Genomic DNA, 25,406 nt, shown 5'->3' with positions numbered 1-25,406 from the left:
AATTTCAGTACTGATTTTCCGGGACGTGCACGCGAATGCCGTCAAGACCGTCGCTCATTGCAATTTGGCAGCATAGCCTCGACGTCTGATCCCGAGCGGTTGCCGTCATGTCCAGCATTTCGTTCTCGAAATCGGATGCGGGTGGAACACGATCAGCGCAATCCCCGTCCAGGTGCACATGGCAGGTGCAGCACGACAATGCGCCGCCGCATTCTCCCACAATGCCCGCGACATCGTTCTGGACGGCGGCGGCCATGATGCTGTCACCTGACCTGGCTTCGACGATGGCCTCGCTCTTGTCCGGCGCGACGAATGTTATTTTCGGCATTTCGATATCCGTATCGTTACGACTTCAATTCAACCGGGACAGAAGCGAAACTGCGCAGGTTGTTGTTGAGATTTCGGCCGGTGGGACCGGATGGCCGGATCGACTTGACGTGCTTGACCAGCGCCTTCAAAACCAGCTCCCCTTCCATCCGGGCAATCATCTGACCAATGCACATGTGAACGCCGGTGCCCAGCGCAACGTGGGCCGGCATTTTCCGGGTGATGTCGAACTCGTCCGGCCGTTCCCATGCCAGCGGATCGCGGTTCGCCGCCGACAGCAAGACAATGATCTTGTTGTCTTTCGGAACCGTGCGGCCGTCCGCGAAGGTCACGTCTTCCATCGTGAGGCGACAGACGGTCTGGATCGGCGTTTCAAGGCGCATTGTCTCGTCCAGGACATGGCGCACCCTGGTGACGTCCTGGCGAAGCATCTCGTATTGCTCGGGAGCTTCGGAAAGCAGCTGGATTGCGGCCGAGATCATTGCCGAAGTGGTGTCCAGGCCGCCGCGCAGGAATGAGCGGATAAGGAGGGGAGCCGTTTCAGGTTCGATTTCGCCACGATCCGCCGCCGCATAGATCTTCTCTCCGAAGCCGCCCGGCAACAACGCCTCGCGTCGCATCTGGGCATTGTTCCAGTCCATGATCTTCGCGGCCGCGGCCTCGGTCGCCAGAAAGCGGGCATTCCTTGGCCCTTGTCCGTCGAAATTCAGTTGGCCGAGGAGAAAGAGTTTTTCGGTGCGGTCCGGACTGTCGGCCCAACCGATCGCGCGGGGGAATACATGAGCCACGAACCGCTCGGAAAGCTCGGCCACGGCATCGATCCGGCCAGCATCGACCAGGTTTCCGACGAGTTCGTCGGCATAGTCCGCAAACAGTTCTTTCCATTCGCGGATCAGCGCCGGCGTCAGGATTCTCTGTACGGCCATCCGAACCTTCGTATGGTCCGGCGGATCGACCTCGACGATCGGGCTCGGCGCGCGCCAGGCGCCAGGCTTGCGAATGTCCGCTATCCCCGATCCGGAAGTGGACGAGAAGCGCTGCCAATCCTGGAGCACCGGGACGACGTCGGCGTGTCGTCCCATGACATATACCCCGTAGCGCTCCATGAAGGCGACCGAACCGGCATTGCGCACCACCTCATGCATCGCAAACGGGTGTTCAAGCGTCACATCGTCATACGGATCAATGTCGAGGCGGGAAATGTTGTTCGGTACGGTGGGCGTTGAAATATCCATGATGGTGATCAAAGACCTCGAATCTGGAGCCTTGAGGAGGGTGCCGGGGCATTGCATGCCTTGGCATTCCATTGGCTTCGTCACCTCCCGGCGGAGAGCGGCGAGGCCGCGGTGCCGCGTGGTGACCGGCATCAACTCGCAGGAGTATCGTCGGATCACTTCTTTCTGTAAAATACATTTGCATAAGGACAGAAATACATTTTATGGGTATCTCATGTCCCAGACACTGAAACAGCTTTCGTATATCTGCGCCGTTCGTGACCATGGGAGCTTCGCGAAGGCGGCCCACGCGAAGAACATTTCCCAGTCATCGATTCTGGCGGCGGTCGATGCCGCTGAGCAGGAATTCGGGCTTCAGATCTTCTCCCGCCAAAAGGGCAGGGGTGTCGTCATTACCGCCGCCGGCGAACGGTTTATTGCCGCCGCCCGACGGCTTCTGTGGGCCGAGAGCGACTTCAACAGGGAAATGCGCTCACAAGGTCTGGACGGGCGACAGGTGAGGATCGGTCTGTTCGAGCCATTTGGCTCGATCATGATGGTTGAAGTGCTCGATCGCGTGAGAGACCGTCTGGGAGACATATCGATCGAGCTGATCGAGGCCGATCAGCCCAGCCTGAAACGCTATCTGGACCGAGGTGAAGTCGACATCATCCTGGTCTACGATCTCGGGCCGGACTTCGATGGAAACATGGAGGTGATCGGTCGCGCCTCGCCGCACGCGGTTGTGCCCGCCAGCAGCCCGCTTGCACAGAAAGCCTCGATCAGCATCAATGAACTCGTCAAACATCCGATCCTTTTGCTAAGCCTGCCACTGACGGTGACGTACATCATGACCTTGTTCGACTATGCCGACCAGCGTCCCAACTTCGCGTTCAAGAGCCGGAGCTACCAGACCATTTTGAGGGCGGTCGCGTCCGGCTTCGGAGCAACGATATTGAATGCCTGGCCGCGAGAACCCTTGCTGGTCGACGCCGGTATCAAGAGGATTCCGCTCAAGGAAAAGCTGCCGTCGGCGACCATCATGACCGTCGATCACTACGGCGACAGGCGCCCTGAGGTGCTGGAGGTTTTTATCCAGACGCTGCGGGATTATTTTCAGGAAGCCTACCAGGAGCGTCCAGCCTAGAGCCGGACGCCCCGTAAGGCAACGTCAGCGCATGTAGCGCAGGAAGTTGGTGTTGCGCGCAATCCGGTCGTAGAGCTTCCGGGCGGTCGCATTGTGCTCCTGCGTAAGCCAGTAGACATTTGCCAGGCCGATTCGGTCTGCTTCGGCGTAGACAGCTTCTATCAAGGCGCGCCCCACGCCCGAGCCACGATGGTTGGGGTCGGCATAGAGGTCCTGAAGATAGCAGTTGTTCTTCGCAGACCAGCAGGTGCGATGCTGGATGTAGTGAACCAGGCCGACCGCCTTGCCGTCCTTGATGGCGAGGAAGCCGTTCGGCTCGAATTCGCCGCTTCCGAGCAGGCGCTGGAATGTCGTGCGATAGACGTCCTCATCGACACTGGTCTGGTAGAAGTCCAGATAGGCCCTCCAGAGCTGCCGCCATTGTTGCTCGTCGCCTGCTTCGATCGGCCTTATTGTCAATGTGTTGGTCGTCATGGGCTTTTCCTTGTCATGTTGGCCTTCCGGGCGCGCCCTTTACGACCTGTTCGAGATGGTGCGTGCGGCGGATATGGCCAGGGGCGCGTGCTTCTTGCAAAAGGCTTCCGGATCCCATTCCGATAGCGAGCCCGCGATGTGAACCGCGCCGATCGGCGCATTCCGGTCGTCGAAGATTGCCGCGGCCAGAACGATTTCGCCCAACAGCATCTGTTCGATGCAGAGCGCATAACCGAGATCCTTCGCCTTGCCGATTTCCGCGATGATTTCCGTCCTCGACGTGATCGTCCGGGGAGAGTGCGGCACGAGATGTGACCGTTCGAGGATGTCCTCGACGACCTCGCTCGGCAGGTGCGACATCACTGCGCGCCCGCCGGATGCGGCGAAGGAGGGGACGCGGCGGCCCGTCAAGGTCGCGAAGAATGTCTCGCGCTTGGATTGGCGGCGAAGGGCATAGACGATTTCCACGTCTTCAAACAGGCTGAGATCTATGCGCTCGCCGGTCTCGTTCTGGAGATCCATGAGAATGGGGCTGGCGCGCTGGATCGTGGTCGAGTGTCGAAGATACTCGAACGTGAAGTGCAGGAACTTCTTGCCGAGAGCGTATGTCCGGTTCTGGCCTCGCTCAAGATAGCCGAGTTTGACCAGCGTATGGGACATGCGCTGGATCGTGCTGGCATCCAGCCCGGTCAATTGCTTCATCTCCTTGTGGGTGAGCCTGCCGCCATCGCCGCTTCTCTCAAAAGCTTCCAGGAGTTGAAACGCCTTCGCCAGCGATTTCACAAACAAAGTATCGTCTTCGATCACGGTATCGCCTCGGCGGACATTGCCGCTTGACCACTATTAATATGCATAATAAGATGCATAATATCGTAATGCAATATGAAAAGTCAAATTGACTTGATAAGAGGTGAGCATGGGTATCTGGGTAAAGGCTGTTGCCACGGCGGCGTTGTCTGCCGCAGTTTCGATTTCGTCCTACAGTGTTGCGCTGGCTGAACAGCTCAAGCTGGGGGTTTCGCTCCCGCTTTCGGGGCCGGCCTCGCTCGCCGGAAATTCGATCCGGGAGGGCATTGATTTCGCCATCAAGTCGGCGAACGCCCGTGGCGGTGCCTTCGGTGAGGATGTGAAGCTGTTTGTCGAGGACGACGAAGGCAACCCGACAAAGGGCGTGACGGCCGTCCGCAAGCTCATCGAGCAGGATGGCGTGGTCGCAATCAGCGGCACCTATGTCAGCGCGGTCGCCGCCGCCCAGGTCAAGGTCGCAAAGGAATACAAGGTTCCGATGGTTTCGGCAGGCTCCACGTCGTCTGCCGTGACCGATGCCAACACGCCCGGCGATCCGTGGTTTTTCCGTGCGTTTCCCGGCAGCGTGACGCAGGCGAAGCAGACGGCGTCGGATACCTTGAACAAGCTCAAGGCGCAGTCGGTTGCCGTATTGTATGAAAACTCGATCTACGGAAAGTCGCTTGCCGACGAGTTCAAGGTGAACTTCGAAGCTGCCGGCGGCAAGGTCGTCACCATGGAGGCCTACAATCCCGGCGAGAAGGACTTTTATTCCCCGCTGACCAATTTGAGAGCCCAATCGCCCGCGGCCGTATATATCGCCGGATTGATGGACTCGGGTGCGCAGATCATCAAGCAGGCAGGCGAACTGGGCGTGCAGACGCAGATCGTCGGTTCCGGCTCGATGATGAGCGACAAGCTGATCGAGCTGGCCGGGCCGGCCTCGGAAGGCTTCGCCGTATCCTCCATGTTCGAGCCAAGCACGCCGAACAAGTATGGTGCCGAATTCGCCAAGGAATTCCGGGCTGCCTACAACAAGGAACCGGATGTCTACAGCGCTATCGGCTACGATTCGATGACGCTGCTGATCGAGGCGGCGCGCCGCGCCGGAAAGGCGGATGGTGCCGCGATCCAGCAGCAGTTGCAGAAAATGGAAGACTTCCCGCTGGCCCAGGGGCCGGACGGAACGACCGCGAAGTTCGACGAGAAGGGCAGTGCCGAATTCACGGTTGGTCTCGCTATCGTGAAGAACGGCAAGCGTGAATGGCTTCCGTTCGACTGAGCGGCAGATAAGGAACTCCTTCGTTGATACTTCTGCAGCAATTCCTCGCAAACGGAGTTGTGGTCGGGTCGAGCTACGTTCTTGTCGCGCTCGGCCTGACGCTCATCTTCGGCATCCTGAAAATCGTCAACTTCGCCCATGGTGAATTCTACATGCTCGGCGGCTATGTGGCGGTCGTCGGCACCCAGTTGCTGGGGCTGAGCCCCATCCCGTCCATTGTGCTGGTTATCACCGTCATGGCGGTCTTCGGCTGTCTCGTTGAGCGCTTCATCTTTCTTCCGATCGGCAAGAAGGATCCGACCAACGTCATCATCGCGTCCTTCGGCCTGTCGATCCTGCTCCAGAACCTGGCGCTCAAGTTTGCCGGTCCCGAACCGATGGCCGCCCAAAGCGGCTTGCCCAGGGGCGCGATCCAGATCGGCGATATCTTCCTGACGAGCGAGCGCCTTGCAATCGTCGCAGTGGCGATCGTCACGGTCACGATCCTGCTGCTCGTTCTTCGCTACACGTGGGTCGGCCTTTCTTTGCGGGCGATGTCCGAAAATGCGACCGTTGCCCGCATCTGCGGCATCAACGTTCGCCGCGTCGGCGTCGTGACTTTCGCCATCGGGGCTGCCTTGGCCGGTCTCTCCGGCGCCTTGATGTCGACGGTGTTCACCGTGCAGCCCAATGCCGGAAGCCTGATCGTCATGAAGGCATTCGTCATCGTTGTTCTTGCCGGAATGGGGAGCATCGAAGGCGCGATCGTGGCGGGCCTCGCCCTCGGCATCATCGAGTCCCTCGTCACCGGCTATCTCGGAAGCGAGCTGCGGGACATCGTCGGTTTCATTTTCGTCATGTGCGTTCTGGCCGTGCGTCCCCAGGGCCTGTTCGGAATAAAGACGGATCGGTCATAAGATGCGTACAATTCTTCTCATTCTCCTTGCTGCCGCGGCCTTCGCGCTTATGCCGACGATTGTTGGCGGCGGCTATTTCATCAACATCGCGATCGTCGTCTGCATCTACATCATTCTTGCCAGCAGCCTCGATATCGTGATGGGCTGGACGGGGCTCTACTCGTTTGCGCACGCAGCCTTCCTCGGCATCGGAGCCTATACGGCCGCGATCCTCGGACGTGATTTCGGCACGACCTTCTGGATCAACCTGCCGATGGGGATGATCGTCGCCGGACTGTTCGGTTTCCTGCTGGGCCTGCCACTCCTGCGCGCGCAGGGGCACTTCCTGGCGATCATGACGATTGCTTTCCAGACGATCGTGTATCTCGTGCTGTCGCAATGGACCGATTTTACCGGCGGTCAATACGGGATCGAGGTCGAGCCCGTCGCGGGCTTCACCGCGCTCTCGTCCTTTTTCTATCTCGTGCTGGCCTTTGCAACGATCTGCCTGATCGCCATCCGTCTGCTGACGCAATCGCGCCTGGGTGATTCATTGCAGGCGATCCGCGACGACGAGACCCTGGCGAGGACGATCGGCATCAATTCCAAGGCGATAAAACTGGTGGCCTTCGCCATCTCGTCGAGTTTTGCAGGCGGAGCCGGCGTCCTTCTCGCCTATCACATTCGCGGGGTCACTCCGGACGACTACACCGTCCTGGCGTCTGCGACGGTCGTCGCGATGGTGGTGCTTGGTGGCCGCGGCCGGTTCTGGGGTCCTGTCATGGGGGCGGCACTACTGATCGTCCTGCCGGAGCTCCTTTCCAGCCTCGCCGAATACAAGCACGTCTTCTACGGCGCGGTTCTGATCCTGGTCACGATGCTGGCTCCGCAGGGGCTGGCTGGAAAGTTCCTCGAATGGAGGGCTAGATAATGGCTGAGATAATCAAGGCCGAAGGCCTGACCAAGGCTTTCCAGGGAATGGTCGCGCTGAATGCGTTCGACTTTTCCGTCAATGAGGGCGAGATCGTCGGGCTGATCGGCCCGAACGGCTCCGGCAAGTCCACCGTCGTCAACCTGCTGAGCGGCGTTTTGGCGCCAACCAGCGGCCGCGTGCTGATCGAGGGCAAGGACTTTTCCGGAGCTGCGCCGCACGTCGTCGCCAAGCTTGGCGTCGCCCGCACCTTCCAGATGATCAGGCTGTTTTCCAGTTTGACGGTGGAGCAGAACATCGTCCTTGCGCTCCAGGAGCAGTCCGGGCCCGGCTATTTCTCGTCCTTCGTGAACCGAAGGAACGCGCTTGCGTGGCGGGAAACCGCCAGTGCAAAAGCCCGCAAGACGCTGGCGCTGTTCGAGATGGAAAAGCACGCCGAAAAGCTCGCCACCGACCTCTCCATCGGCCAACAGCGGATGGTGGAACTGGCGCGTGGTCTGGCGACAAACCCGCGCATCTTCATTCTCGACGAGCCGGCGGCCGGACTTTCGCCCATCAACGTCGATCGCCTCATCGAGATGATCCGGCGCATGCGTGATGAGTTCGGGGTGACGATCCTGCTCGTCGAGCATGTCATGAGAGTAGTCCAGTCCGTCTGCGACAGAGTGGTCGTGCTCGACTACGGCCAGAAAATCGCCGATGGCCGACCTGACCTCGTCGTGAAGGATCCCAAAGTCATCGAGGCCTATATCGGATTGGGGCGGTCTTCCAATGCTTGAGTGCAAAAACGTCAATGCCGGCTATGGCAAGGTTCAAATCCTGTACGGCCTCGACTTTGCCGTGCCGAAGGGCGGCCTGAGCGCGATTCTCGGCAGCAACGGCACGGGCAAGTCGACCGCGTTGAAAACGCTGGCTGGCCTCGTCCAGCCGACGAGCGGTGAGATCCTGCTCGACGGCAAACGGATCGACGGCAAGGGGGCGCACGCGATGGCGGCCGCCGGCCTCTGCCTCGTTCCCCAGGGCAAGGAGGTTCTCGCGGGCCTGACGGTGCACGAGAACATTCTCATCGGCGCCTATCATCGCCGCAAGGACAAGGCCGGCATCGCCGAAGATGTCGAGATGGTCTACTCCGAGTTCCCGCGCCTGAAGACGCGATACAAGGCCGCGGCCGGTCTGCTCTCCGGCGGCGAGCGACAGATGCTCTCGCTCGGCAGGGCACTGATGGCGCGGCCGAGCTTGCTCCTGCTGGACGAACCTTCCGCGGCGCTCGCGCCCAAGGTGGTCGGGGAGATTTCCGACATCATCCGCAAACTGCGGACGCGCGGCCTGACCATGCTGCTCGTCGAGCAGAACGTGTCGATGGCGCTCGAACTCGCAGACGAGGTTCATATCCTGCGCGAGGGGCGGTTCGCCTATTCGCGCAAGAACGGCCCGGATCTCGATGTGGAAGAGCTGCGTGAATTCTATCTCGGAAAGGGGCAGTCGTGATGCGGTTCTCTGGGAAGTCGGTACTGATCACGGGAGCGGCAGGCGCGCTTGGCGCCGATCTCGCCCGGGCGTTCGCCCGCGAAGGAGCCGTGCACCTCTATCTTGTCGACCGCGATGCGGACAAACTCGGCGAATTGTGTGCCGAGTTGGGCAATGTGGCGCAGGCCGTCCACTGCGATGTCGCGTCGGTGGAGAGCATGCGACAAGCCTGGAGCAGCATGGACCTCTCCGACGGGCTGGATGTTTTGGTGACAGCGGCGGGCACATTGGGCAGCGGAAAGCCTCTCCTGGAGGTCGAGCCGGATGAGTTCGACCAGATGCTGTCGCTGAATGTTCGGGGAACCCTCTTTTCGGTGCAGCTCAGTTTGAGTGCGTTGCGTCTGAGAAAGGGCAATGTCGTCACATACGGATCGACGGCCGGCCTTACCGGCTCTCGCGCTCTCGGGGCCTATTCGACGACCAAGGGAGCTGTCGCCCTGTTGACGCGCAGTCTGGCCCTGACACTTGCCGAAGAGGGGATCCGGGTCAATTCAGTGTGCCCGGGATCGATCACGTCTCCGATGCTCGAGCGCAACTTTGCGGCGGCTGGAGCCGAAGCCGAGACGCGCCGGCAAGCCTACCGGGACCTGCACCCGATGAAGCGCTTCGGTGAGACGCGCGAAGTCTCGGAGGCTGTTCTCTATCTCGCCAGTGCTGCGGCCTCGTACACGACGGGCGTTTCGCTGCCGATCGACGGGGGGAGGCTGGCATGACATTCATCGGCAAGACCGCCGTGGTGACCGGTGCCAACAGCGGGATTGGCCGTGCGACCGTCGATCTGCTGCTTTCGCGTGGCGCCTCGGTTGTGGCGGTCGACCGTGACGTCTCGCAGTTGGGCAGCGTCGCCGCCACCGTCGTCTCCGCAGACCTTTCCGAGGATACGGCGCTGCGGCGGGTTGCAGACGTCGCACGCGCGCTGGAAGGGATTGACCTGCTTGTCAACTGCGCCGGCGTCGGCGGTTCAAAGCGACTTGCGGAAACGGATGACGAACTGCTCGACCGGATCGTCGGCATCAATCTGCGTTCGGTCATCCGGCTGACGCGGGAACTTCTGCCCGATCTTCGCCGTCCGGGCGGTGCGATTGTCAATCTCGCGTCCGTATTCGGCGAGGTCGGTCGCAGCGGCACGGCGGCCTATGCCGCAAGCAAGGGCGCTATCTCCCAGTTCACCCGGCAGCTCGGCGCCGAGCTCGGCCCGGAGGGCATCCGGGTCAATGCCGTGGCGCCCGGCTGCATCCTGACCGCGATGACACGCGACAAGATCGATAATGACGCCGAATATCGCAGCACGATGATCGCCGGCACGCCGCTGAAGAGGATTGGTGATCCCGTCGAGGTGGCCGAGGTGATCGCCTTTCTGGGGTCGCCGCAGGCGTCCTTCGTCAGCGGCCAGGTGATCGCTGTCGACGGCGGCTGGCTGTCTTCCCGCGGTTCGTTCTAGGCATAGGTTCCGTTCACGAGCTTCCGTTTGGAGCAGCTGGACCTCAAGGAGTAGGAAACATGGAACACTACGGCCCGATCAAGTGGCCCAATGGCCATCGCGTTGCAATCATGCTGTCTTTCGACTTCGACGCGGAGACGCTTTGGCTTTCTCGTGATCCCGAGAACGTCCGGCGCCCAGGTACGCTGTCGCAGGGCGTCTATGGAGCCAAGGTCGGCGTGCCCATGATCCTGGAGACGCTGAGCGAGCTGCAGGTTCCGGCAACCTTCTTCGTTCCAGGTTGGACCGCGGAAAAGTACCCCGGCCGGCTGGAGATGATCGTCGCCAAGGGACATGAAGTGGGCCATCACGGCTATCTGCACGAGTGGGTGGATCCTGACCGACCGGAGCTGGAAGAGGAAGTGCTGGTCAAGGGCCTGGAGGCGTTGAAGGCAACGGTAGGGGTCGTTCCGGCCGGCTACCGCTCCCCCGCATGGGAAACCTCGCCAAACATGATAGGCCTGCTGAAACGCTACGGTTTCTTCTACGACAGTTCCTTCATGGATACGATCAACCCCTATCGGCACCAGCTCGAGGATGGCACGGGCGGTCCGATCGAGCTGCCGGTTCACTGGAGCCTCGACGATGCGCCGTTCGCATTGTTTTCGGTTCGTACTCCGAGAACGATCGTGACCAACGATCACCTCCTCAAGGTGTGGCAGGACGAGTTCCGTGAAATCTATCGCTGGGGCGGGCTTTTCAATTTGACCATGCATCCGCAGATCATCGGCCGGCCGTCGAGGATCGCCTTGTTGCGCGAGTTCATTCAGTGGATGCAGACCTTCCCAGGTGTTTGGTTCGCGCCGGGGCGGCAGATTGCCGAGGCATGGAGCACGACTGAACAGTAAATCTTCCGCGTTGTCTGAGCGGATGAACCGAAAGAAAGGCGTTTCTTTCGGAACGGAGATGTTATGAATTTTTCAGAATTTCGGTCCAGCGACGGCGTGGCTCTCGCAGCACTTCTGGCACAGAAGGAAGTCAGCCCGGCGGAGCTGATGCAGATCGCAATAGAAGCCGCGGAACGCTTCAACGCCCACACCAACATGATTTCCTATACGGATTTCGATGGTGCATTGGACAGAGCACGCCAGCATCAGGTCGTCGCCGGAAAATTCAGCGGCCTTCCTTTTTTGCTAAAGGATTCGGGCCTCGCCTCCACCGATTTGCCGACCAGTATCGGATCGTCGCTTTTTGAGCGCACGACGGCTCAGAGCGATTCAACCCTCGCCATGAGGTTTCGCGATGCAGGCTTCATTTCCTTTGCGCGTTCCACGGTTCCGGAAATGTGCATGGCCCCGACGACCGAGGCGCGTCGCAACGGCGGGCCGACGCGCAATCCGTTCGATCCAAGCCGTTCGTCCGGCGGGTCGTCGGGCGGCGCGGCAGTGGCAGTCGCCTGCGGCGTGGTTCCGGTCGCGCATGGCAGCGATGGTGGCGGCTCCATCCGCATTCCGGCGTCCTGTTGTGGCATTTTCGGCCTCAAGCCAACCCGCGGGCGGGTTCCGATGGGCCCCTTTCGCGGGGAGGGCTGGGGAGGACTTGCCTGTGACGGCGTCCTCACGCGCACCGTCAGGGACACAGCTCGCGCCCTGGATCTGATTGCCGGGATAGAGCCCGGCGCCCCCTATGCGGCACCGCCGGGAGACCAATTCGAAGCGGCTCTGGACAGGCCCTTCGAACGGCCATTGAGGATCGCCGTCTGGCAGGATCCATGGGGACTGGCCGTGGATCAGGCCTGCCTTGAAGCGGTTAGGCAGACTGCACAGCTTTGCGAAGCACTCGGGCATGAGGTCGTGCAGATTGAAGCTTCTGACTTTGACTATGCGGCTTTCATCGACGCCATAGTGACCGTCATGGCGGCCAATATCACGCTTTCGGCTCGCACGAAGCTCGCAGCGGAACGACGGGATCCCACCGAGGCCGAGCTTGAGCCGGCCATTCTGGATGGATTCCAGATAGGCGCGCGCTTGTCAGCTCCGGATTACGCCGCGGCGATCAACAAGTTGCACGCAACAGGGCGAATGATGGCGCGGATGATGGACGGCTACGACCTCCTGTTGACGCCGACTCTGGCAAGCCTCCCTGTGAAACTTGGCACCATTCCGACGAGCGAACCCGACTTCAGGGCATTCAGGCACAAGGCCGGCGAACTGACGCCGTTCCTTGCCGTCGTCAACGCGTCCGGACAGCCGGCCGCAAGTCTTCCCCTCTGGCGCGAACAAGGGCTCCCAGTCGGCGTTCAGCTTATCGGGCAATTTGGGCGTGAAGATCTCGTGTTGAGATTGGCAAACGAGCTTGAGAAATCGGAGCTCTGGCAGGCGGCCCGGCAATGGCCGAGTGTCAATTCTGACGGGTGATGTCACGTTGGATGCGCGGGGACTGGATGGTTTCGGCGTTGATGGGCAGTATGAAGCCCTGCGCCCAAACCGGTACTCGACGCCGAGACGCGCCGAACCTGATGCATCTCATGATTGAACCTGTGCGTCTTGTCGGATACTCTTGCACCCGAGGTGCGGGTCGACTTGGACTGTCGTATCCGAGCGGATGTCGTGCCGCATCTCTGCCAGGTCGCGCCAACGGCTGCATGCATGCATGTGGGGCGCCTTCCAGGCAATTGACCGCCATGGGGATGCCAATGAAATCTGCCCGTGCGGCCGTCCCCCCTACTACGATGGATCATACCTGATCCGGTCGATGCCAGGCGCAGCGACGCCGACGGCAGCGGTTCAAGTGCGTGGCATATAGGGCGATCAGAGCGAGCAGCAGTCAGCTAGTGTTGCGTGAGGTGCTGTCATGACGACACCAGTCGTATGGAATGGAATGCCAGCAGCTGATACCGCCGTCAAGACCGGCATGCTGAGCCGGCCACCTGCAGTAGGGCCGGCAAGAAGCACGCCGCCCAGTCCAAACGTTCCATGCTATGTGTTCACGACGGAGGACCTGCCTCCTGGCGACCGATTTGCGGCCTGGGCCCGCAATTCAGCGCCTGTGGTGGAGCTTTCACCGGTCGGCGAGACTCCCGCCGATTTTCACGGCCACCAGATCCTGTGGGACCTCGGCGGGCTCGGCTTTTCGCGGGTAAGAACGGATGAAATGATGTATTCGAGCAGTCCGAGGCATGTTCAAAGCCGGCCGCTCGACCACTGGGTGATGACCCTCCTGTTGAGCGGGTACACGACGACGACCACGGCTACGCATACGTTCGATTGCCTCCCCGGTGTCGTCCAAATTCACACGCTTGGACATCCATTCCGCGGTAGCGTATCGGACAGTGAAATGCTGACGCTCTGGATACCTCGAGACTTCTGCCGCGACATGTCGTGGATCCTGGATGCAGCGGAGTTCACGACGCTGGACACGGCGATGGGACGAATGCTCACGGCCTTCATGATCGGCCTGGCCCATCAGGTCACGTGCATGCACCAGGACGAACTGCCTCGCCTGTTGTCGGCCATGCGTGAAATGATCATCGCCTGTGTCACTCCCGGTGGCCGCATGGAAGAGGATCAGGGCGCGATCTTCGCGGTCCCGCTGGAACGGGCGCGGCAGTTCATCCAGTCAAATCTCTACGATCCCAAGTTGGGTGCCGAAATGCTGATGCGGGAACTGGCAATCTCCCGCACTCGGCTCTACCGCCTGTTCGAGCCGGCCGGTGGGGTCAACCATTACATCCGGCACCGTCGTCTACTTGATGCCCATTCCGCCCTCGCCAATCCCAACGAGCAGCGCCGCATCGTGGAGATTGCCGAGCAGCGTGGTTTCGAAGGAGCGGAATTCAGCCGCGCGTTCAAGCGGGAGTTCGGTTACACCCCCAGTGACGTTCGCAGGGGCGAGAGGATCGGTGCGCCGAGCCATTGCGGCGCCGATCTGGCAAGTCTTCAGCCGGAAGAACGACTGGGTGCCCTGCTGTGGCGACTTCAAAACGGCGGCAAGGACGAGAACCGCAACAGAGCCATGGCCTGATTCCGAAGGTTCGCTGCGCTCATCGCACTCTGGCCGGCACATTACCTACACGCCTTCTCATTCGGCATGGTCAATGGAACTTCGCGAACACTCACAATCGTCGCCTTCGCCAGGCGTCGTAGAGCTTGCGGTCCCGTGCCAGCAGCGCGCCATTGCTTCGCCTATGCGGATGCCAACACAGCCTCCTCCTTGGCGTGCGTCTCCTCTGTCTTTGCCTCCGGCGGTATGCGGAACCAGAGGACATAGAGCGCCGGCAGGAAGATCAGCGTCAGGACCGCGGCGACGATCAGCCCGCCGATGACGGTGAAAGCGAGCGGCTTCCAGAACGGATCGCGCACGATTGGCAGCATGCCCAGGATCGTCGAGCCGGCCGTCAGGAAGATCGGCCGAACGCGGTTGGCGGTAGCGTCGATCACGCTCTGCCATGACCTGCCCTTCTCCGCGATCGACTTGTCGATCTGGTCAATGAGCACGACGGAATTGCGGATGATCATGCCGATCAGCGCGATCATGCCGAGCACGGCGATGAAGCCGATCGGCGTGTTGGTGATGAGCATGACCGCGACCACACCGATCAGCCCGAGCGGAACGACGCTGAGGACCAGCAGCAGGCGCTGAAAGCTCTGCAACTGGAACATCAGGATGATCACCATGATGATCGCCATGATCGGCAGCATTTCGGTGACCGAGGCCATGCCGGTCTCCGCGCCTTCGACCGAGCCGCCGATCTCGATGCTGTAGCCCGGGTTTTCCCGGCGCAGTTCCTCGATCCTTGACTCAGCTTCGTTGACGACGGACGCGGCGAGAACGCCCTCGAACATGTCGGCCTGGACGGTGATGGTGGTCACGCGGTCGCGCCGCCAGATTAGCGGCTGGGCCGTCTGGTACTCGATCGAGGCGATGCTTGCGAGCGGGACCGTGCGGTTCGGGCCGATCGCGATCTGCAGCGAGCGTAGCGTGTCGATGCTGGCGCGCTCCTCCTCTGTAGCCCGGGCGACGACGTTCACCAGATAGATCGAGTCCCTGACTTGTGTGATTGGCAGGCCAGTCGCGGTGGCAAAAAGCGTCTGCGCGATCGCTGCCGAATTCAGGCCGACAAGGCGGGCGCGGTCCTGGTCGACCTCAACGACGACCTTGCGGATCGGTTCGCTCCAATCGAGATTGGGGGAGATGACGCCGGGATTGTCGCCGAGCACGTCGGCAACCTTCCAGGCGAGGTCGCGCACGCCGGACGGGTCGGGCCCGCTGACGCGGTATTGCACCGGCCAGCCAACCGGTGGCCCCATCTCCAGCGGCGACAGCCGGGCGATGACGTTCGGGAACTTCTCGTCGAGTTCCCGTTGCAGCCGCTCCTGCAGTCCATCGCGCGCGTCGACGCTCTTCGCGATAACCACCGCCTGTGCCCGGAACGGTGCCGGCGGCTGGATGTCCATCGGCAGGTAGAAGCGGATGGCATCGGAGCCGACGTAGAAACTCCAGTCGACGACATCTTCGTCCGCCGCCAGGATTGCCTCGACCTCCTTTGCGGTCGCTTCCGTCGCGTGGATGGAGGCGTTCTGAGGCAGCACCATTTGCAGCATCAGTTCCGGCCGGTCGGACGGCGGGAAGAACTGGCGCTTCACGATGCCCCAGCCGAGCAAGGCCGCAATAAAAAGGCCGATCGACGCGGCAACCACAACCACGCGCATGCGCATGCAGATGCGCAGTATTGATTTGAACGAACCGATCAGCGCGCTCTCTTGCCTCTGTCCCCCGGTTCCCGACTTCAGCACGGCGAGACCGATAATCGGAGTCAGCAGGACCGCGATCAGCCAGGAGATAATCAGGGCGTAGGCAATCACGAGGAACAGCGAACGCGCATATTCCCCCGATACGCTCCGGGCAAAGCCGACGGGAATGAAGCCCGCGATCGTGACGAGCGTGCCGGCCAGCATGGGAAACGCGGTCGACGTGTAGGCGAACGATGCGGCCTTGACCCGTTCCATGCCCTCCTCGAGCTTGGCCAACATGATCTCGACGGCGACCATGGCGTCGTCGATCATCAACGTCAGTGCGATGATCAGGGCCCCGAGCGAGACGCGCTGGAGCGCGATCCCTGTCAGTTCCATCATCAGGAACGTCATCGCCATGACGAGCGGGATCGACACAGCCACGACAAGGCCCGCGCGCAGGCCGAGGGCCACTAGGCTGCAGCCGAGGACGATGACAATCGCCTGCATCAGGGAAATGGTGAACCCGCGGATAGCATTGGTGACCACGTGCGGCTGGCTGGCGACCTGGACCATCTCGATGCCGACGGGCAGATCATGCTGGAACCGCGCCATGACGGCATCGATATTGCGGCCGAGCGCCAGAATATCGCCGCCGCTGGCCATCGACACCGCGATGCCGAGCGCCGGCTTGCCCTTGATGCGAAACAGCGGCTGCGGCGGATCCACCGTGCCGCGCGTAACGCTGGCGATATCGCCGAGGCGCACGAAGCCGGAGCTTGTCGGAATGTTGAGATTGCGGATGTCGTTCTCGTCCTTCAGGTCCCCGGAAACCTCGACTACGGTGCGATCGGCATCGGTGGTGATGAGACCTGCGGGCCGCACCGCGTTCTGGGCCTGGATCGTGCCGATAATCGTCGAAGCCCCAGGCCGAGGCTGGCAAGGCGCTGTGTCGAGAATTCGATGTAGATCGTCTCGTCCTGCACCCCGAGCAACTGGACCTTGCCGATGTTCTCGACCTTGAGCAGGCGGTTGCGTGCCTCATAGGCCCAGTCGCGCATCTCGCGCTCGCTGAAATCCTCGGATGTGAAGCCATAGATGATGCCGAAAGTGTCACCGAACTCGTCGTTGAAGAAGGGGCCGGCGACGCCCTCGGGGAGCGTGTGGCGAATATCGGCTACCTTCTTGCGGACTTGGTACCAGGCCTCGCCCACCTTGTCCGGCGGCGCGGAATCCTCGAGGACGACGTAGATCACCGACTGGCCCGCAGTGGTGAGGCTGCGAAGCGAGTCGAAGAACGGCACCTCCTGGAGCGTTCGCTCCAGCCGATCGGTGACCTGGTCCGTCTGCTGCTCGATCGTGGCGCCCGGCCAACCGGCGCTCACGAGCATGGTCTTGACCGTGAAGTCCGGATCCTCGCTGCGCCCCAGGTTCCAGAAGGAGAACACGCCCGCGACCGCGCCGAGCAGCATGAGGAAAACGATGAGACCCTGGCGCTTTATCGCCCATTCGGACAGGTTGAAGCCTTCGTTCATTGGAGGCTTCCCTCGAGCAGGCGCACCGGCATGTCTGGGCGCAACTGCTGCGTGCCTGCAACGACGACACGCTCACCTTCGGAGAGCCCCTTGGAGACGAGGAAATCCTGGGTCTCGAACCGCTGCACCGTCACAGGGACGAGCCTGGTCGTGCTGTTGGTCGTGTCGACCACCCACACGGCGGGTTCATTGCCCTGGTTGAACAGCGCCGTCATCGGCAGGCGGGCGATGGGATCGCCGGGAAGCCGGACCGTGCCGCGGACGGCGCTGCCGAACCGGAAATCCTCCGGCGGGTTGTCGAGCGCCACGCGGACGGTGAAGTTACGCGTAATGGGATCGGCGACTGGAGAGATTTCGCGTACCCTGCCGCCCGTCGTGCTTTGCGGATTGCTCAGCAGCCGCACCTCGATCCGCATGTCGCGGCTGGCCGACTGGATTGTTCTCTCGGGTATCTGGAAGACGGCATCCTTGTCGCTCAGCTGGGCGACCCGTACTACCATCTGCCCGCCGCCGACGACCTGCCCGACCTCGACGCCGACTGCGGTGACGACACCCGCCGCGTTTGCCTTCACTACGCGATTGTCGAGATTGTTGTTGGCCACGCGCAGCGTTGCCTCGGCCGCGTCGGCATTGGCCTGCGCCGTGTTGGCCTGGGCGATGGCGGCGTCTAGCGCCTGCCGGGTTGCGGTACGCGGATAGAGGCTCTGCGTGCGATCCCGGTTGGCGATCGCATTGTCGAGGTTTGCCCTGGCTGCGGATAGGTTGGCCTCGGCCTTGCGGACCGCGTCCTGCTGGTCCTCCGAGTCGAGCACGGCCAGCACCTGGTCCGACTCCACGAGATCGCCCACGTCGACATCGCGCTCACGCACTTCCCCGCCCTGGCGGAAGCTGAAGTTCGTTTCGAAACGCGGCTGCACTTCGCCGACGAGCGACCCGAAGGTGTCCTCCGGATTGAACGATACCGTAACGGTCTTGACCGGTCGCGGCGGCAGTTCTGCGGCTTCTTCGTCTTTCTGGCAGCCCGACAGCAAGAGAAGGGCGAGAAACGCTGACATGCCGCTCCGGATGGTGAGCCTGTATGCGGAGAGACGTGACGCCATGACGACCTCTTTTGCGACAGGGAGGAGACGCGCGGGTGAATTCCGCGCGCCAGTCTTCGAGGCGGACCGGGATCAGTAGTCGACAGGGTCCCGGATAATCGGGCAGGTCATGCAGTGCCCGCCACCGCGGCCGCGGCCCAATTCGGCGCCGGTGATCGTGATCACCTCGATGCCTTCCTTGCGCAGCAGCGTGTTGGTGTAGGTATTGCGGTCATAGGCATAGACCACGCCCGGCGAGGCGCAGACGAGGTTGGCGCCGCTGTCCCATTGGGTGCGTTCGCGCATGTAGTCGTTGCCGCCGGTCTCGACGACGCGCATTTTCTTCAAGCCGAGTGCATCGCGCACCGTCTCGACGAAGGTGCCCTTGTCCTTGTGCAGTTCGACCCCGCCCTTGCCGTCCGGTCGGTAGGAGAAGGCTTCGATGCCGTTGACGATGTCGGGATAGAGCAGCACGCAGTCACGGTCGGCGAACGTGAACACGGTATCGAGGTGCATGGCGGCGCGCAGCTTCGGCATGGCCGCAACGATGACGCGCTCGGCCGCGCCCTTTTCGAACAGCGCCGCTGCGACCTGGCTGATCGCCTGGCGCGAGGTTCGCTCGCTCATGCCGATCAGCACGTTGCCCTTTCCGATCGGCATGACGTCGCCGCCTTCAAATGTGGCGAGGCCCCAATCCTTGGTCGGGTCGCCCCACCAGACGTTCACCTTCCCTGCAAAGTCCGGATGGAACTTGTAGATCGAGGAGGTGAGGATGGTCTCTTCGTGCCGCGCGGGCCAGTAAAGGGCATTGAGCGTAACGCCGCCGTAGATCCAGCACGTGGTGTCGCGCGTGTAGAGCGTGTTCGGTAGCGGTGGCAGCAGGTATTCGTTGACGCCGGCCGCATCGCGGATCATCGCCAGTTCCTCGCCGCCTAGCGATTCGGGAAATTCAAAGGTCGACAGCCCGCCAATCAGCGTTTCGGCGAGATCCCGGTTCGACAGGCCTTCGAGATACGAGCGCACCTCGTCGAGAAGCCCTAACCCCATCTGGTTCGGCACGACCTGGTTGTCGAGGATCCATTTCTTGCCCTCGGGAACTGCGACCGTTTCAGCGAGCAGATTGTGCATCTCTACGACTTCTACGCCGCGGTCGCGCATCTTGGTCATGAAATCGAAATGGTCGCGTTTGGCGTTATCGACCCATAGAACATCATCGAAAAGAAGGGCGTCGCAGTTGCTCGGTGTCAGCCGCTGGTGGGCCCGGCCGGGGGCGCACACCATGACCTTGCGCAGTTGGCCGACCTCGGAATGGACGCCGAAAGGAGTGTCGTTAGTCATGACGCTTCTACCTCTCTATTCAAGGTGTGATCATGCCGGTCGCCAGGCCGTAGAACCCGATCAAACCGGCGACCACGGTAACTGCAAACACAATGAGCTCGATGGGGGTGAACAGCTGCAAATTCTGCTCGCGTCGTGCCCAGAAGTAGAGAATGGTGCCCGGCACGAAGAGGACGGCGACGAGCAGCACATATTTGAGCCCGGCCGCGATGAACATGAAGATTGTGTAGATTGCCGCTATCCAGGCGAAGACCTGATCGCGGCCGCGTTCGTTGGGCGTGGTTTCATAGCCCTCGCCGCTGCGGGCGAGAAGGATTCCGTAGCCGGCAACCAGCAGATAGGGGAGCAGCGCGGTGACGCTCGTCATGTCTAGCATGAAGTTGAACGCGTCCCTAGACCAGTAGGTGGAGATCACGAACAGCGACACCACGATATTCGTCAGCCACAGGGCGTTGGCCGGCACACGATTGTTGTTCTGCGCGGCGAACAGCCTTGGCATGTCGTCTGACTTGGCCGCGGCGAAGAGCACTTCAGAGCAAATCAGCGACCAGGCGAGATAGGCGCCCAATACCGAGACCAGAACGCCGAAGGAGATGAAGACGGCGCCCCAATGGCCGACGACCGCTTCGAGAACGCCGGCCATCGAAGGCTGCTGGACGGCCCCGATCGCCGACTGCGGCATGGCCGCATAAGGCAGCAGGGTTACCGCCACCATCAGGCCAGTGACGCCGACGAAGCCGAGGATCGTCGCCGAGCCGACGTCCGAGCGCTGCTTGGCGAAACGCGAATAGACGCTGGCGCCTTCGATGCCGATGAACACAAAGACGGTGATCAGCATGGTGTCGCGCACCTGGGCGATCAACGGCTTTGGCGGCATGTCCGGGCCGCCGAAGAAGTTTTCCGAAAATTGCGCGTAGTTGAACGCAAAGATCAGCGCAAGGATGAACACCAGAATCGGTACGATCTTGGCGATGGTCACGACGGTGTTGATGAAAGCTGCCTGCTCGACGCCGCGAAGGATCATGAAATGGAATGCCCAGATGCCGATCAGCGACACGACAATCGCCGTGGCGCTGCTTCCGTCGCCGAAGACGTCGGGGAAGAAGCGGCCCAGGGTCGAACCGATCAGAACCCAGTAGAAGACGTTGCCGAGGCAGCTGCCGAGCCAGTATCCGAAGGCGGACAGGAAGCCCATGTAGTTGCCGAAACCAGCCTTGGCGTAGGCGAAGACGCCCGCGTCGATATCCGGTCTCTTTTCGGCAAGCGCCTGGAACACCCGTGCCAGCATATACATGCCAGTTCCCGCTATCGCCCAGGCGATAAGTGCGCCGAAAGGGCCCGTGGCGGCGCCGAACCGACCCGGCAGGTTGAAAATGCCTGCGCCGACCATTGAGCCGACCACCATGGCCGTGAGAGAGGAGCGTGAGAGCTTCTGCGTCGCTTCCGTGGCCATCGAATCCCCCAATAAGTCGCCAAAATGGCGAATTATTCCGCAATGAAACGCTGCTTTCGCGAACTATAGTGCGCAACAACGATCGCTGTGATGAGCACAGAATCCCAAAAACATGCTCTGCGTTCCGATTTTGCGATGCGCTGACGACACCGAGCCTTATCGGCCCCTACTCGCAACTGTTTGCATGCATTTACGGAGTGCGCGTTTCCGTATGTCGGTGCCGGCGATTTCGATCAGGCCGTGATGGCACCGGTCGCAATCAGGTAGATCCCGACACAGGTGCCAAGCGCTGCAAGCAGGAAAAGCACAAGCTCCATCCGCGTAAATGGAGACTTGCCCTGTTCGCGGCAGGCCATCAGGTACAGGATCGTCCCCGGCCCGTAGATGACGGTCGTCAGCAGCAGGTGCTGTGTGCCGGCAGCATAAATAAGTCCGGCTGTATAGATCGTGGCAATGCCGGCCCGCAACATGTCGCCACCGCGGTCGGCCGGATCGCGATCGTAGGTCTCGCCGCGCCACGCGAGCTTCAGCGCATAGGCCGCAACGAGGAAATAGGGGATCAGGATCATCGAACTCGTGAGTTCCAGCGCGAGACGGAACGCGTATTGCGTAAACAGAGTCAGGACGAGAAACACCTGCACGACGATATTTGTCAGCCACAGGGCGTTCGCCGGGACGCCATTTCGATTCTCGGTGGAGAGGAAGCGCGGCATCGTGCCGAACTTCGATGACGAGTAGAGGATTTCCGCGGCCAGCAGCACCCAGGAAATGTAGGCACCGGCCACGGAGATCAGCAGCCCGACGCTGACGAAGACGGCACCCCATGGCCCGACCACCGCCTGGAGAACGCCGGCCATTGACGGATTGCGCAGGATCGCAAGCTCCGGCCGCAGCAGCACGCCATAGGAGAGCAGCGTCACCAGCACCATCAGGCAGAGAACGCCAAGAAACCCGAGCAAGGTGGCTGAACCGACGTCGGCACGGTCGCGGGCGTAGCGCGAATAGACGCTCGCGCCCTCGATGCCGACAAACACAAAGACTGTCACCAGCATGGTCGCGCGGACCTGACTGGCGATGATGGTATACTCCGCCTCCTCGCCGCCCCAGAAATTCTCGGCAAATTTGTATGAGTCGAACCCCAGCCCCACCAGCACGACGAATACGAGGATCGGGATGATCTTGGCGAAGGTGACGACGTTGTTGAGCGCCGCCGCTTCGCGAATTCCCCGCAGGATGAGAAAGTGCATCAGCCAGAGCAGCAGCGAGGAGACAACCACCGCGGTCACTGTGTTCCCGTCACCGAAGATGGGGAAGAACAGGCCCATGGTCGAATTGATCAGCACGAAGTACGAGACGTTGCCGAGAAGTGCCGCCGACCAGTAGCCCAGTGCAGACAGGAAGCCCGGATAGTCGCCGAATCCGGCCTTCGCATAGGCGTAGATGCCGGCATCCAAATCTGGCTTACGCTGCGACAGGCTCTGGAACACGAAGGCGAGCATCAGCATGCCGACGCCGGCAATCGCCCAGGCGATGACGGCGCCGAAGGGACCCGTCGCCCGGCCGAAGGCCTGAGGCAACGAGAATATCCCGGCACCGACCATCGAGCCGACGACCATCGCCATCAGCGTCCAACGGGAGAATTTCTGCTGCGGAGCGGTATCCATGTCGATCGATCCTCGATGCGCAGAAGCGTGATTATTCCTTCGATCTTGCAACAACGCTGGTGTGCTGTGATTGGCCCGGAATCTCAAGTCTTGGCAGCAGGTCCCGAACCGTCGGCTTTGACAACGCCAATTGCCCAATCCCATTGGGCGGAGGTTTAAACAGCAACGCTGGCCAGGGAATGCCGGGGCTCAAGGCAGGACGGAAGGCTTCTTGCCGAGTGAGCACGCACCCGGCGTCCTCAAACGATGCCCACAATCGCCGCGCAGTGGTTTCGTGCTCGCTGCAGGGCGAACAGGCGCCAACATCTGCCACGCTGCTCGCCGAAAGCGCGTCAGGGGCGGAGGGGCAGCATCACTCACGATCTTCCTCCCGCACGTCAGATTAGCCGTTGGCCACCCGGTAGCAAGATGACAGTGCCAGCATGCCTCGTCCATCAAGTGGACGACCCGACATGTACATTTTCCGGCTGGACGTGCATGATGGCTGGGAAGTCGAAAGTGCATGCCCCGTTCTAGAATTGATTTTCCGGAGTGGACGGCCTGTGTCACCGATCGAGCAAGGAAGCCGTGGGACCCGCCCAGCCCTGCTCAAGGGCTTCACTAGTCTTTGGCTGCTTCTCTTCCTGCTCTGGCTCGTCTTCAACTCGTCGCTCGCGGTGCCGATCCTCGTCACCGGCGCCCTCCTTGCCACGGCGATCGCCTGGATCTTCACCACGCGCAGTCCCGTCTGGCATGACGTCACGCTGACGCCACGCACCGTCTACCATTTCCTTGCCTATACCGGCGTCTTCCTGGTCGAGCTTGCGAAGGCGAACCTCAACATGCTGCGCTATGTCTACTCGCCGCGCATCGACATCCACCCTGGCATCGTCAAGATCCATCTGCGGCTCAAGTCGCCGATCGGGCGGCTGGCGCTGGCCAACTCGATCGCGCTTACCCCCGGCTCGCTGGTCGTGGACATCGCCGACGATGCACTGTTCATTCACTGGCTGGACGTCAGGACGACCGATCCGGATGAGGCCACGACGCTGATTGCAGCCCCCTTCGAGAAACATCTGGGTGAGGTCTTTGGCTGACACGATCCTCACGATTGCTGGTGTCCTGATCTTCTTCAGCCTGGCCTTCTGCGTGCTGCGACTGCTGCGCGGTCCGACATCGATCGACCGGGTCGTAGCAATCGACACGCTGACGGTGGTCTCGCTCTCGCTGGTAGCGCTCCATGCCCACCTTTCAGGGCGCTTCGTCTATCTGGATGTTGCCCTCGTCTACGGGCTGCTGAGTTTTCTGGCGGTGCTGGCAATCGCCCGGTTCCTTGAAAGGAGGCGGTAGGCATGCTGCTGGAACTGCTGATCCTCCTGATCTGCGCGAGCATACTGGTCAGTGGCGTGCTGGCCGTGGTGCTGCGGGGGCTGGTGCCGGCGATGGTCAGCGCCGGGCTGGCAAGCCTGTTTGCCGCCGTTTCCTACGCGCTGCTCGCCGCGCCCGACGTGGCGATGGCCGAAGCCGCGATCGGCGCCGGCCTTTCGACGCTTGTCTTCCTCTACGCCATCCGCAAGACCAACGCGGGAAAGGAGTGAAGGTTGACGGAACTGATCGGCAGCATCCTCATTCTCGCCGGCGCGTTCTTCCTTTTCTCCGCGGGCCTCGGCCTGCTGCGCATGCCCGATGCCTATACGCGCATCCAGGCGGGGACGAAGGCTTCCACACTCGGCAACCTGCTGCTGCTCGCGGGGCTCGGCTTCTACCATCCGGATTGGGCGCTGAAGCTGCTCGTGATCGCCTACTTCGTGATGCTGACCAATCCGTTGTCGTCGCATGCACTCTCGCGGGCCGCCCATGCAATCCGCACCCCGATGGCGGCGACGACGATTGCCGATGCGCTCGCCGAGCGGGATCGTAGTGGGGAACGGAAGAGCGGGGTATGATGAGGCAGTTCCTGAAAATCCTCGCAATCCTCCTGTTCGGCGCGATTTTCGCGGGACTTGCGGCAGGCTATTCCGAACGCAGCGCTCCATCGGATCTGGCGAAACGGTACCTGACGGAAGTTTCGGGCGACCTGGGAGCGCCGAACGTTGTGACCGGCATCCTGATCACCTATCGCGGCTTCGACACGCTGGGCGAGGTCGCCGTCCTGTTCATGGTCGCCGCCAGCGTCAGTCTGCTATTGGCGCGCGCCGGCGGCGCGACCGATGCCGCCGCTGGCGCTCGCGGGCCGGAACGGGCGCCGAGCGAACTGGTCGTCAACGGTGCCGAGGTCGTGCTTCCGATCATCTTCCTGTTCGGTGCCTATGTCATTGCCAACGGACATCTTTCCGCTGGCGGCGGCTTCCAGGGCGGCGCGGTGGTCGCCTCCGGGGTCGTATTGCTGGTGCTTGCCCGTCCGGCCGCCATCCTCGATCATGGCTTCCTGAGCGTCACGGAATCGCTTGCCGGCGTGCTTTACGTCGCGATCGGTATCCTCGGGCTGGTCCTCGCCGGAGGCTTTCTCGATAGCCATGTCCTGCCGCGTGGCCAGTTCGGCACGTTCGTCAGCGCCGGTGCCATTCCCGTGATTTCCGCCCTGCTTGGCATCAAGGTCGGCGCCGAGCTCAGCGTCATCATCGATCGTTTCCGAAGCTGAAC

The 25,406-nt window shown here is 61.6% G+C and carries 24 protein-coding genes and 1 pseudogene; 16 read left to right on the top strand and 9 right to left on the bottom strand.

The features are described from left to right. Positions 1-4: 4 nt before the first annotated feature. Together AC1DDS_RS06315 and AC1DDS_RS06310 are read right to left on the bottom strand one after the other, a co-directional pair. Positions 5-256, bottom strand: a complete 252-nt coding sequence (locus tag AC1DDS_RS06315) for a 2Fe-2S iron-sulfur cluster-binding family protein (protein WP_477478096.1) — start codon at positions 254-256, stop codon at positions 5-7. Between the two features lie 88 nt (positions 257-344). Next, positions 345-1,562, bottom strand: coding sequence for a cytochrome P450 (locus AC1DDS_RS06310; protein WP_477478095.1), 1,218 nt, complete (start codon positions 1,560-1,562; stop codon positions 345-347). Positions 1,563-1,776: 214 nt separating this feature from the next. Between AC1DDS_RS06310 and AC1DDS_RS06305 the strand changes: the two genes are divergently transcribed. Then, positions 1,777-2,688, top strand: coding sequence for a LysR family transcriptional regulator (locus tag AC1DDS_RS06305; RefSeq protein ID WP_477478094.1), 912 nt, complete (start codon positions 1,777-1,779; stop codon positions 2,686-2,688). 24 nt (positions 2,689-2,712) lie between these two features. On the opposite strand, the gene AC1DDS_RS06300 is transcribed toward AC1DDS_RS06305, so the two are convergent. Further along, positions 2,713-3,162, bottom strand: a complete 450-nt coding sequence (locus AC1DDS_RS06300; RefSeq protein ID WP_477478093.1) for an N-acetyltransferase family protein — start codon at positions 3,160-3,162, stop codon at positions 2,713-2,715. 39 nt (positions 3,163-3,201) lie between these two features. Beyond that, a complete protein-coding gene (locus AC1DDS_RS06295; protein WP_477478092.1) occupies positions 3,202-3,969 on the bottom strand; it encodes an IclR family transcriptional regulator in 768 nt (255 codons plus the stop codon). Positions 3,970-4,078: 109 nt separating this feature from the next. Here AC1DDS_RS06295 and AC1DDS_RS06290 point away from each other — a divergent pair, with 109 nt between their 5' ends. From AC1DDS_RS06290 to AC1DDS_RS06245, 10 genes are all read left to right on the top strand, one after another. Continuing rightward, the gene (locus AC1DDS_RS06290; protein WP_477478091.1) at positions 4,079-5,230 is read left to right on the top strand and encodes an ABC transporter substrate-binding protein; all 1,152 of its coding nucleotides are present in this window, start codon (positions 4,079-4,081) and stop codon (positions 5,228-5,230) included. A 23-nt stretch (positions 5,231-5,253) separates the two neighbouring features. Continuing rightward, entirely contained in the window at positions 5,254-6,126 is an 873-nt protein-coding gene (locus tag AC1DDS_RS06285; RefSeq protein ID WP_310413758.1) for a branched-chain amino acid ABC transporter permease, read from the top strand. Between the two features lies 1 nt (position 6,127). Beyond that, complete coding sequence (locus AC1DDS_RS06280) at positions 6,128-7,036, top strand: branched-chain amino acid ABC transporter permease (protein WP_310413755.1); 909 nt, start codon at positions 6,128-6,130, stop codon at positions 7,034-7,036. Next, complete coding sequence (locus tag AC1DDS_RS06275) at positions 7,036-7,815, top strand: ABC transporter ATP-binding protein (RefSeq protein WP_310413752.1); 780 nt, start codon at positions 7,036-7,038, stop codon at positions 7,813-7,815. The genes AC1DDS_RS06280 and AC1DDS_RS06275 overlap by 1 nt, the downstream gene beginning before the upstream one ends. Next, entirely contained in the window at positions 7,808-8,524 is a 717-nt protein-coding gene (locus AC1DDS_RS06270) for an ABC transporter ATP-binding protein (RefSeq protein ID WP_310413751.1), read from the top strand. Before AC1DDS_RS06275 ends, AC1DDS_RS06270 begins: the two co-directional genes overlap by 8 nt. After that, positions 8,524-9,276 (top strand): SDR family NAD(P)-dependent oxidoreductase, encoded by a 753-nt coding sequence (locus AC1DDS_RS06265; protein ID WP_477478090.1) that lies wholly within the window; start codon positions 8,524-8,526, stop codon positions 9,274-9,276. Before AC1DDS_RS06270 ends, AC1DDS_RS06265 begins: the two co-directional genes overlap by 1 nt. Further along, positions 9,273-10,004 carry an SDR family NAD(P)-dependent oxidoreductase gene (locus tag AC1DDS_RS06260; protein ID WP_477478089.1) on the top strand — a complete coding sequence of 244 codons (732 nt, stop codon included), beginning with the start codon at positions 9,273-9,275 and terminating at the stop codon, positions 10,002-10,004. Before AC1DDS_RS06265 ends, AC1DDS_RS06260 begins: the two co-directional genes overlap by 4 nt. A 59-nt stretch (positions 10,005-10,063) precedes the next feature. After that, positions 10,064-10,891 carry a polysaccharide deacetylase family protein gene (locus AC1DDS_RS06255; protein WP_477478088.1) on the top strand — a complete coding sequence of 276 codons (828 nt, stop codon included), beginning with the start codon at positions 10,064-10,066 and terminating at the stop codon, positions 10,889-10,891. Positions 10,892-10,954: 63 nt separating this feature from the next. Then, entirely contained in the window at positions 10,955-12,400 is a 1,446-nt protein-coding gene (locus AC1DDS_RS06250; protein ID WP_477478087.1) for an amidase, read from the top strand. A 463-nt stretch (positions 12,401-12,863) separates the two neighbouring features. Continuing rightward, positions 12,864-14,006 carry a helix-turn-helix domain-containing protein gene (locus tag AC1DDS_RS06245; RefSeq protein WP_477478086.1) on the top strand — a complete coding sequence of 381 codons (1,143 nt, stop codon included), beginning with the start codon at positions 12,864-12,866 and terminating at the stop codon, positions 14,004-14,006. A gap of 161 nt (positions 14,007-14,167) precedes the next feature. Here AC1DDS_RS06245 and AC1DDS_RS06240 read toward each other — a convergent pair. From AC1DDS_RS06240 to AC1DDS_RS06220, 5 genes and pseudogenes are all read right to left on the bottom strand, one after another. Continuing rightward, positions 14,168-17,187, bottom strand: a pseudogene (locus AC1DDS_RS06240) (efflux RND transporter permease subunit). A gap of 59 nt (positions 17,188-17,246) precedes the next feature. After that, positions 17,247-18,350, bottom strand: coding sequence for an efflux RND transporter periplasmic adaptor subunit (locus AC1DDS_RS06235; RefSeq protein WP_477478085.1), 1,104 nt, complete (start codon positions 18,348-18,350; stop codon positions 17,247-17,249). A gap of 72 nt (positions 18,351-18,422) precedes the next feature. Continuing rightward, positions 18,423-19,667, bottom strand: a complete 1,245-nt coding sequence (locus AC1DDS_RS06230) for an arginine deiminase (protein WP_477478084.1) — start codon at positions 19,665-19,667, stop codon at positions 18,423-18,425. A gap of 19 nt (positions 19,668-19,686) precedes the next feature. Then, a complete protein-coding gene (locus AC1DDS_RS06225) occupies positions 19,687-21,120 on the bottom strand; it encodes a basic amino acid/polyamine antiporter (protein ID WP_477478083.1) in 1,434 nt (477 codons plus the stop codon). Between the two features lie 233 nt (positions 21,121-21,353). Continuing rightward, positions 21,354-22,784, bottom strand: coding sequence for a basic amino acid/polyamine antiporter (locus AC1DDS_RS06220; RefSeq protein ID WP_477478082.1), 1,431 nt, complete (start codon positions 22,782-22,784; stop codon positions 21,354-21,356). Positions 22,785-23,326: 542 nt separating this feature from the next. On the opposite strand from AC1DDS_RS06220, the gene AC1DDS_RS06215 reads away from it, so the two are divergent. Genes AC1DDS_RS06215 through mbhE form a run of 5 tightly spaced genes read left to right on the top strand, consistent with a single transcriptional unit; the run spans position 23,327 to position 25,404 of the window. Further along, positions 23,327-23,860 carry a Na+/H+ antiporter subunit E gene (locus tag AC1DDS_RS06215; protein WP_477478081.1) on the top strand — a complete coding sequence of 178 codons (534 nt, stop codon included), beginning with the start codon at positions 23,327-23,329 and terminating at the stop codon, positions 23,858-23,860. Then, positions 23,853-24,113: an MrpF/PhaF family protein gene (locus AC1DDS_RS06210; protein WP_477478080.1), complete on the top strand. Its 261-nt coding sequence runs from the start codon at positions 23,853-23,855 to the stop codon at positions 24,111-24,113. Before AC1DDS_RS06215 ends, AC1DDS_RS06210 begins: the two co-directional genes overlap by 8 nt. Positions 24,114-24,115: 2 nt before the next feature. Further along, a complete protein-coding gene (locus AC1DDS_RS06205) occupies positions 24,116-24,361 on the top strand; it encodes a hydrogenase subunit MbhD domain-containing protein (RefSeq protein WP_477478079.1) in 246 nt (81 codons plus the stop codon). A 3-nt stretch (positions 24,362-24,364) separates the two neighbouring features. Then, positions 24,365-24,709 (top strand): monovalent cation/H(+) antiporter subunit G, encoded by a 345-nt coding sequence (gene mnhG, locus AC1DDS_RS06200; RefSeq protein WP_477478078.1) that lies wholly within the window; start codon positions 24,365-24,367, stop codon positions 24,707-24,709. Further along, complete coding sequence (mbhE, locus tag AC1DDS_RS06195; protein WP_477478077.1) at positions 24,706-25,404, top strand: hydrogen gas-evolving membrane-bound hydrogenase subunit E; 699 nt, start codon at positions 24,706-24,708, stop codon at positions 25,402-25,404. Before mnhG ends, mbhE begins: the two co-directional genes overlap by 4 nt. The last annotated feature ends 2 nt before the right edge of the window (positions 25,405-25,406 follow it).

The organism is Mycoplana sp. 10N416 (genome assembly GCF_056394765.1).
The sequence above is the reverse complement of the archived record's forward strand: the minus strand, read 5'-3'. Positions and strand labels throughout refer to the sequence as shown.